This window comes from Corallococcus sp. CA049B (assembly GCF_003611685.1).
In the GTDB taxonomy this organism is placed as follows: Bacteria; Myxococcota; Myxococcia; order Myxococcales; family Myxococcaceae; genus Corallococcus; species Corallococcus coralloides.
In genome coordinates, this window is the sequence record NZ_RAWC01000322.1 from 1 (window position 1) to 7554 (window position 7554).

Here is a 7554-nt window from a genome sequence, read left to right on the forward strand (position 1 = left end):
GCTTCGACGTCCCTCCCGTTCCACCCGTGCGGCCCGGAATCGTCAGCTTCTGGCCCACGAAAATCTTGTTCGGGTTCGAGATGTGGTTCGCCTGCTGCAACGCCCCCACCGTCGTCCCGTACCGCCCCGCGATGCCGCTCAGCGTGTCCCCGCTGCGCACCGTGTACGAAGCGCCCCCGGACGGCGGCGGCTTCGACGTCACCGGCGCCGCGCCTCCACCCGCCCCCGGAATCGTCAGCCGCTGGCCCACGTAGATCTTGTTCGGGTTCGCGATGCCGTTCGCCTTCGCCAGCGCGCCCACCGTCGTCCCGTACCGCCCCGCGATGCCGCTCAGCGTGTCCCCGCTGCGCACCGTGTAGCTGCCCGCCTTCGACGGCGCCGCCTGGAACCCGTCCGGGACCGTCAGCCTCTGGCCCACGCGGATGAGGTTCGCGTTCGCGATGTGGTTCGTCTTCTGGAGCGAAGCCACCGACGTGTTGTAGCGCTGCGCGAGGCCGCTCAACGTGTCGCCGCTGCGAACGGAATAGGTCGTCACGGTTGAAACTCCGGGGAAAAGAGGTAAATCAGTGCCCGGATTTTCGCGACGCCTGGGAATTAGTTTCCCAGGAAGGCCTACTTTTCAGGTTGCTGCATCTATCCGCTATTCCTGCATCTTCGAGTCACGCAACCGTGACTGAAGGTCGCGGGCGGCGCGGGTGTCGTGCATCACGACGAGGCTCTGCACGTAGTACGCGAGCGCCCAGAGGTTCTCCTCCGGGATGGCGCCCTTCCACGACGGCATGGCGGCGCCGCCGACGCCCGCGGCCATCACGCGGTAGAGGTCCTCGCGCTGGGCCTGCGCGGTGTACGGCTGGCCCTCCACGCGGGTGTCCTGCGGCCACACGGTGCGCAGGCGGTGGAAGAGGAAGTCCGGCGGCAGCACCTTGGCGAACTGCGTGGCCTCCCCCTTCGCGTCCACGGTGAGCGAGTAGTCCGAATCCCTCTGCAGCGCGGTGTACGGATCCGCGTTCGCCAGGTTCACCTTGCGGCCGGTGACGCTCTCCGTGAGCGCGGCGAGCTCCGCTCGGGGCAGGTACGCGACGTGGCAGCTGGCGCAGCCCGCGTTGCCCTTGCCGGCCACGTGGTAGACGGTGCGGCCGCGCTCCACGGCCTCGGCTTCACGGCCCTTCCACGGGTCGTCGGACAGGGCGATGGCCGCGCCGGGGGACTCCTGCTTCCAGCGCGGGCTGAAGGTCTTGAGGTACTGCACCACGGCGTCCACGTCCGCCGGAGGCACGTCCCACGCGAACATGGGCGTGCCGTGCAGCCCCCGCCGCAGCGTGCGCTTCAGCGCGTCGTCGGTGGGCAGCTCTCCCGCGGCCACGCCGCCGAACTTGTAGAGGCCCTGGAGGAAGTTGCGCGGAGGGGGCCGCATCCCGGTGCCCGCAGGGCCCTGGCCGTCGCCCTTCTCACCGTGACAGGACGCGCAGTAGTGCGTGTAGACGTCGTATCCGCGCGCCAGCGTCGCGGCGGGGATGACGGTGCCGTCCGCGAGCTTCAGGGGCTCGAAGGTGGGCGTCTCCTTGCGGCACGCGGGAGCAAGCGCCCCCAACGCGAGCACGGCGAGCACACGGAACGAGAAGCAGGGAGTGGGCTTCATGGGAGGTACACCACCGCGAAGAGGACGCCGTACATCACCGTCGAACACCACCAGCCGGGCAAGGCGCGCCGCAACAGAGCGCTCGCGTCCTGACCGCGAAGGACGCGGAGTCCCGCGCGCAGCACCCCCACGAGCACGACCGCCAGGTGCGCGGCCTGCACCGCCGACAGGCCATACAGCGCGGAGGCGAAGACGCCGCTGTCGGGGATGCGCAGGTCCCGGTACCAGAACAGCACGTGCAGCCACGCCGCCTGCGTCGCGAGAAACACCGCCCCGGTGCCCAGCACGCCCGCCAACGTGAGCCGGTTCGGTCGCGGCTGCCTGAGCACGACGTGCAGCAGCACGACCCCGATGACGAGGAGTCCCCCGGCCAGCGCGGGCACGAGTGCTCCAGGGCGCGCGGACACGGGAGGCCAGAAGCCGCGCAGCCGGTAGAAGCCCGCGGAGAAGGCCATCGCGCAGAAGAGCATCACCACCGCGCCGTGCGCGATGACGACTCCGAACCAGAGGTTCGCTTCGTCGCGCTGGGGGGACGTGGAGGCCAGCGTCCCGGCGGGGTCGTTCGTGCTCACGGGGCAGGACTCTCGCATGCCTGGGCCCGGCGGAAAGCACCAGGAAGCCGGGCGGCCCCCCGTCCCTCGGAGCGGCGCCCATCGGCCGAATCACCTCCGCGCATCACACCCGTGCGCCTCGCCATGCCGCGACGACGCAAGAACCCCGAGTGCGTCCCGGCCCGCCGGTAGTAGCCTGCCGCGCCGACCCCGATGGAACCCGCGCCCACTCCGCTCGCAGCGCCGTCCCCGTCCGTCCCTCCTCGCGCTTCGAGGGGCCTGGACCTCTGGCCGTTGATCATCGTGGCGCTGGGCGCCTGGGTGCTGCGCGCGCTGGCGTTCTTCCATCGCTCCGGCGCCATGGGCTACCCCATGGACTACGACGAGGGCGTGTACTTCTCCGCCGCGTCGCTCCTGCTGCGCGGGGACCTGCCCTACCGCGACTTCATCTTCGTCCATCCTCCCGGAAGCCTCCTGCTCTGGGCTCCCGGCGCCGCGCTCACGCTGGGGCTCGACGCGGCCACCGCCTACGGCATCGCCCGCTACCTCGCCGCCGCAGTGGGCGCGCTGTGCGTGTTCCTCGCCGGCCGGGTCGCCTGGCGCGCCTGGGGGCCGCTCGCGGGCTGCGTGGCCGCGCTCGCCTATGCCGCGTATCCGGAGGCCGCCCTCGTGGAGCGCGGCACCTTCCTCGAACCCCTGCTCAACGTCCTGTGCCTGGGCTTCGCGAACCTCTGGCTCGCCTCCGGCACCCACTCCCGAGCCCGCCGCATCGGCGCGGGCGTGCTCCTGGGGCTCGCCATCTCCGTGAAGATTCCGGGCGGACTGTGGCTCGTCGCCGCGCTGCTCTCGCGCCCGGGGAAGGAGTCCTGGCGCCACGCGCTCCTGCCCGTGCTCGTCGCGTTCGCCACCTTCGTCGTCGTCGTGGGCCCCCTGGCCGCGCTTGCCCCTTCCGAGTTCTTCCGCGACGTCATCACCTTCCAGGCCGTGCGTCCTCCGGACGGTGAGCTGGACCGCTGGCTGCGCCTGCGTGAGGTCTTCCACGAGCGCCGGTGGGGCGAGGTCCTCCTCGCCCTCGTGGGCCTGGGCACCGCGTGCGTGCGCGCCTTCCGTGCCGCTCCGGAGCACCGCCCCGCCACGCGCTTCTTCGCCTGCGCGTTCGTCCTCAGCGTGGTCCTGTTCCTCGCGTCACGGACCTACTGGAACCAGTACAACGCGCACCTCGCCGCTTCGGAGGCCGTGCTCGCGGGCCTGGGCGCCTCCGTGCTCCACGCCTTCAGCACCCGCTGGGGCCGCACGACCTCACGCGCCGTGGCCGCGCTCCTGCTCGCCGCCGCGTTCGTTCCCGGCGCGCGGCACGTCTACCAGAGCGCCCAACTGCAGGCCCCGGACGTGGTGGCGCTCGCGAAGCACATCCGCGCGGACGTGCCTCCCAATGCGTGCCTCTTCTCCTTCGAGCCCGGCTGGGCGCTCGCGGCGGGCCGGCTCCCCATGGGCGCCACGCCCATCGTGGATGGCTACGCCACCATGCTCCAGGACGCCATGAGCACCGGCGACCGCTTCGAGACCACCGACGAGGCCCTCTCCTCCTCCGACGCCCAGCAGGCCCTGCGCATCACGCTGGGCGCCTGCCGCTTCGTCGTCCTCGGTTGGCGGGGCGAGTGGCAGCTCACGCCAGAGAGCCGCCCCTGGTTCAAGCAGCGCTTCATCCGCCGCTTCCCCGAAGGCGGCGCCGGAGGCGTGGACCTCTGGGAGCGCCGCTAGCCGGCGCCCTCCACCCCGGGCACCGGCGGCGCCACCGGCTCCGCCACGGGCACACCCGAGGGCAGCGGCTCCGCCTGACCAATCCAATCGCGACCCAGTTGCTCCTGTACCTCCGGTTGCGACAGCGCATGCGGCCCGCGCAGCACCACGGCGCCAGGGCCTGCGTCCATCCACTCCAGCGTGCCCACCCGCCACGGGTTCGGCTCCGCGGCCCGGCCCCACTTGAGCGTCCGCACCAGGTTCACCACGAACACCAACTGCACTGCGCCCAGCGCGAACGCGGCCCAGCTGGTCCACCGGTTCAACGTGAGCAGGTGCGCGAGGAACGTGTACTGGTACGGGTCATAGAGCCGCCGCAGCTGCCCCGCGTAGCCCGCCACCAGCTGGCCGCCGAAGACGGCGATGAACAGCACCGCGCTCAGGAGCACGTGCACCTTGGCCATGCGCTCGTCCAACGCGCGCCCGTACATGCGGGGGAACCAGAAGTAGAGCCCCGCGAACACCGCGAGGAAGCTGGCCGCGCCCATCGTCAGGTGGAAGTGGCCCACCACCCACATCGTCCCGTGCAGCGGCACGTCCGTCGCCACCGCGCCCAGCGCCAGCCCCGTGATGCCGCCCAGGCCGAAGACCACCATCGTCGCCAGCGCCGCGAGCATCGGCGACGTGAGCCGCACGCTGCCCCGCCACAGCGTCATCAGCCAGTTGAGGAACATCACCTGCGCCGGCAATGAAATCAGCAGCGTCAGCACCATGAACGTGCGCCCCAGCACCGGCGCCATCCCGCTGGTGAACAGGTGGTGCGCGTACACCGCGCCGCTCAGCGCCGTCACCACGCCCATGGCCCCCGCCGTCAGCCGGTAGCCGTGCGCGGGCTTGCGGCTGAAGAACGCCACGAAGTCCCCCACCATGCCCCACGCGGGCAGGATGAGGATGTAGACCTCCGGGTGGCCGAACAGCCAGAACAGGTGCTGGTACACCACCGGGTCGCCGCCCCCGCCCACCGCCGCCGCGCCCGCGATGAAGAACTGCGTGCCCGCCACCCGGTCCAAGAGCAGCAGCACCGTGGCCGCCGCCAGCACCGGCACGAACAGCACGTTGAGCACCGCGCCGTAGAACAGCCCCCACACCACCAGCGGCATCCGGTCCCACGTCATCCCCGGCGCGCGGCAGCGCACCACCGTGACGACGAAGTTGAGCCCGTACAGGAACGCGGACACGCCCACGCACAGCACCGCCACCGTCACCAGCGTCTGCCCCAGCCCCGGCGTGAACGCGGGCGTCGCCAGCGGCGGATACGACGTCCACCCCGCGCTCGCCGGCCCCAGCCGCACGACGAACGACACCAGCATCAGCGCGCCGCCCACCGCGTAGGCCCAGAAGCCGAACGGCGACAGCCGGGGGAACGCCATCTGCTTCGACCCGAGGGCCAGCGGCAGCACGAAGTGCCCCAGCGCCCCGAAGAGCAGCGGCGTCACCGCGAAGAAGATCATCAACAGGCCGTGCATCGTGAACACGGCCGTGTACGTGGGCGGGGTGAGCGCGCCCTTCGACTCGGGCAGCACCCACGCGAGCCCCGGCACCGGCTGCCCGGGCCACGCCCACTGGAAGCGGATGAGCATGGCCAGGAGGCCACCTATCAGCAGGAACAGGAACCCGCCCCACAGGTACTGCCGCGCCACGCGCTGGGGGTCCGTCGTCCAGAGCGACTTCAGCAGCGCCCCCGCCTTCATGGCGTCCTCCACACCCAGCCCCAGTGGGCCGCGGTGTCATCCGGGTCGTAGCCCTGCTCCGCCTTGAGGCTCGCCTCGCGCAGCCACGCCGCGTACGCCTCCGGGGACAGCGCCGTCAGCATGCCGCGCATCCGGTAGTGGCTGGTGCCGCAGTGCTGGTAGCAGGCCACCTCCCACGCGCCCTCGCGAGCGGCCTGGAACCACGTCTGGTTCACGCGGCCCGGGATGGCGTCCAGCTTCACGCAGAAGATGGCGCGCGTGCAGGAGCACACCGCGAAGCTGGGGACGAACCTCCAGCTGGTGTCCTTCTCCGTGGATCCGGCCTACGACACCCCGGAGCGGCTGGCCGAGTACGGGACGAAGTACAAAGCGGACTTCACCCGCTGGAACTTCCTCACCGGCGACTACGCCACCCTCAAGGACACCATCGTCCAGGGCTTCAAGATCAGCATGGGCCGCGAGCCCGGCGCCCCCGAGGACGACCTGCTCTCCATCTTCCACGGCACCCACTTCGTGCTGGTGGACGGCACCGGAGAGATTCGCGGCTACTACGACAGCGCGGACCCCGAGGCGACCCAGAAGCTGGAGACCGACGCCTTCCGCATCACCCGCGAAGAGGGCTGAGCCCCGCCCCTTCCTGATCGCGCCCACACTCCAGGTGCGACACACCGGGTCGCGTCCCACCCCCGGCTCCGAGCCCGTAACGGAGCCGAAACCGGAGCCCGCAAAGCCGAAGGGCCGGCCCCCACCTCGCGGTGAGTACCGGCCCTCGCGCCTGAGTCACGCCAGCTTCAGCGGGGAGCTCAGTTGATGAGCTGCGCCTGACCGTACGCCATCAGGTTCTGGAAGTTCTGCTGCGCGGGCTGCGAGGCCAGCGCGCCGACCTTGTCCGCGCCCTGCTTCACGGTGGTCGCGATGTCCGCGATGGACTTCACGGTGGGGGCGAACTGGGTCAGCTTGTTCAGGCCGGCCAGGGGGCCCTGGGCCAGCATGGACGCGCCGGAGTCGATGAACTTGTCCACGAACGGCTTCGCCAGGTTGCCCAGGCCGAACGGGAGCTTGTCCAGGAGGCCGCCCGCGATGCCCTTCAGGCCGCCCGCGATGGCGCCCATGGGGTTCTGCACGAAGTTCAGCGCCTTGCCCGCGATGTTCGCGACGCCGCCCGCGATCTTGCCGACAGTCTTCGCGACGCTGCTGACAACCTTGCCGATGCCGCCCATGGTGATACCCCCTACTTAAAGTGGTTTGGAGAGTGTGTGCCGGAGTGAAGCTGCAAAAGGATTCTCGGAGGGGGGAGGAAAATGTTTCCTCCCCATTTTCCGATCAATTTCACGGAGATTCCGGGCGAGCTTCAGCCGCGGGTTCCGCCGCCGCCCTTCTTCAGCTGGTCCATCAGCTCCTGGCGCTTCGCCTCGTCCTGGGGCGTCTGGGGGGCCTCGCCCGTGGGGTTCAGCGCGGGCTTGCCGGCGGCGGCGGCGCCCTTGCCGGCCTCGAACTCGGACTTGGCGAAGGGGTTGCCCTGGCCGGGCAGCTCACCCTTGGCGCCCGCGACCAGGAACTCGCCGACCTCCTCCACCGTGTGCACGGGGAAGCCGTTCGCCTTCAGCTCCTCGTCGGACACGACGTTGAGCATGGGCTCCTTGTCCTTGTCCTGCGCGTACTCGAGCACCAGCTCGACGTAGTCCTCCAGCTTCATGCCCACGGCATCCGCGATGCGCTTCGTCTCGGGATCCTTGAGGAGCTCCGCGCGGACGACTTCCACGGGACGGGACAGACCACGCTTCTTGCCAGGGGCTTGCTGGGACATTGCGGTTTCGCTCCGGAGAGGAGAGGAAAGACGGCTGGGAACAACTCTAGCCCATCTTTCCAGTAG

9 protein-coding genes are annotated in these 7554 nt (G+C 70.5%); 2 read left to right on the forward strand and 7 right to left on the reverse strand.

Translation table 11 applies throughout. From position 1 onward, the window contains the following. The 3 genes from D7W82_RS37255 to D7W82_RS37265 form a co-directional block, all read right to left on the reverse strand. The coding region (locus D7W82_RS37255; protein WP_120622826.1) for a LysM peptidoglycan-binding domain-containing protein at positions 1 to 535 on the reverse strand (535 nt) is incomplete at its 3' end. Positions 536 to 640: 105 nt separating this feature from the next. Continuing rightward, positions 641 to 1639 carry a cytochrome c gene (locus D7W82_RS37260; RefSeq protein ID WP_199727985.1) on the reverse strand — a complete coding sequence of 333 codons (999 nt, stop codon included), beginning with the start codon at positions 1637 to 1639 and terminating at the stop codon, positions 641 to 643. After that, positions 1636 to 2211, reverse strand: a complete 576-nt coding sequence (locus D7W82_RS37265) for a hypothetical protein (protein ID WP_120622828.1) — start codon at positions 2209 to 2211, stop codon at positions 1636 to 1638. The genes D7W82_RS37260 and D7W82_RS37265 overlap by 4 nt, the downstream gene beginning before the upstream one ends. A 282-nt stretch (positions 2212 to 2493) precedes the next feature. On the opposite strand from D7W82_RS37265, the gene D7W82_RS37270 reads away from it, so the two are divergent. Further along, entirely contained in the window at positions 2494 to 3951 is a 1458-nt protein-coding gene (locus D7W82_RS37270) for a glycosyltransferase family 39 protein (RefSeq protein WP_233588172.1), read from the forward strand. On the opposite strand, the gene D7W82_RS37275 is transcribed toward D7W82_RS37270, so the two are convergent. Together D7W82_RS37275 and D7W82_RS37280 are read right to left on the reverse strand one after the other, a co-directional pair. Further along, positions 3948 to 5681 carry a cbb3-type cytochrome c oxidase subunit I gene (locus D7W82_RS37275; RefSeq protein WP_120622832.1) on the reverse strand — a complete coding sequence of 578 codons (1734 nt, stop codon included), beginning with the start codon at positions 5679 to 5681 and terminating at the stop codon, positions 3948 to 3950. The two genes, D7W82_RS37270 and D7W82_RS37275, sit on opposite strands and share 4 nt — an antisense overlap. Next, a complete protein-coding gene (locus D7W82_RS37280; RefSeq protein ID WP_233588170.1) occupies positions 5678 to 5923 on the reverse strand; it encodes a hypothetical protein in 246 nt (81 codons plus the stop codon). Before D7W82_RS37280 ends, D7W82_RS37275 begins: the two co-directional genes overlap by 4 nt. On the opposite strand from D7W82_RS37280, the gene D7W82_RS37285 reads away from it, so the two are divergent. Then, a complete protein-coding gene (locus tag D7W82_RS37285; RefSeq protein ID WP_233588171.1) occupies positions 5907 to 6305 on the forward strand; it encodes an SCO family protein in 399 nt (132 codons plus the stop codon). The genes D7W82_RS37280 and D7W82_RS37285 overlap by 17 nt on opposite strands. A gap of 179 nt (positions 6306 to 6484) precedes the next feature. Here the strand turns inward: D7W82_RS37285 and D7W82_RS37290 are convergent, their stop codons facing one another. Both D7W82_RS37290 and D7W82_RS37295 read right to left on the reverse strand, forming a co-directional pair. Then, positions 6485 to 6901, reverse strand: coding sequence for a hypothetical protein (locus D7W82_RS37290; RefSeq protein WP_120622830.1), 417 nt, complete (start codon positions 6899 to 6901; stop codon positions 6485 to 6487). 131 nt (positions 6902 to 7032) lie between these two features. Further along, the gene (locus D7W82_RS37295) at positions 7033 to 7488 is read right to left on the reverse strand and encodes a hypothetical protein (protein ID WP_120622831.1); all 456 of its coding nucleotides are present in this window, start codon (positions 7486 to 7488) and stop codon (positions 7033 to 7035) included. Between the last annotated feature and the right edge of the window lie 66 nt (positions 7489 to 7554).

What these genes read in the sequence shown, in the direction of transcription:
- D7W82_RS37260 (WP_199727985.1), bottom strand. Translation starts at nt 1,639, where the DNA reads ATGAAGCCCACTCCCTGCTTCTCGTTCCGTGTGCTCGCCGTGCTCGCG.
- D7W82_RS37290 (WP_120622830.1), bottom strand. Translation starts at nt 6,901, where the DNA reads ATGGGCGGCATCGGCAAGGTTGTCAGCAGCGTCGCGAAGACTGTCGGC.
- D7W82_RS37285 (WP_233588171.1), top strand. Translation starts at nt 5,907, where the DNA reads ATGGCGTCCAGCTTCACGCAGAAGATGGCGCGCGTGCAGGAGCACACC.
- D7W82_RS37295 (WP_120622831.1), bottom strand. Translation starts at nt 7,488, where the DNA reads ATGTCCCAGCAAGCCCCTGGCAAGAAGCGTGGTCTGTCCCGTCCCGTG.
- D7W82_RS37275 (WP_120622832.1), bottom strand. Translation starts at nt 5,681, where the DNA reads ATGAAGGCGGGGGCGCTGCTGAAGTCGCTCTGGACGACGGACCCCCAG.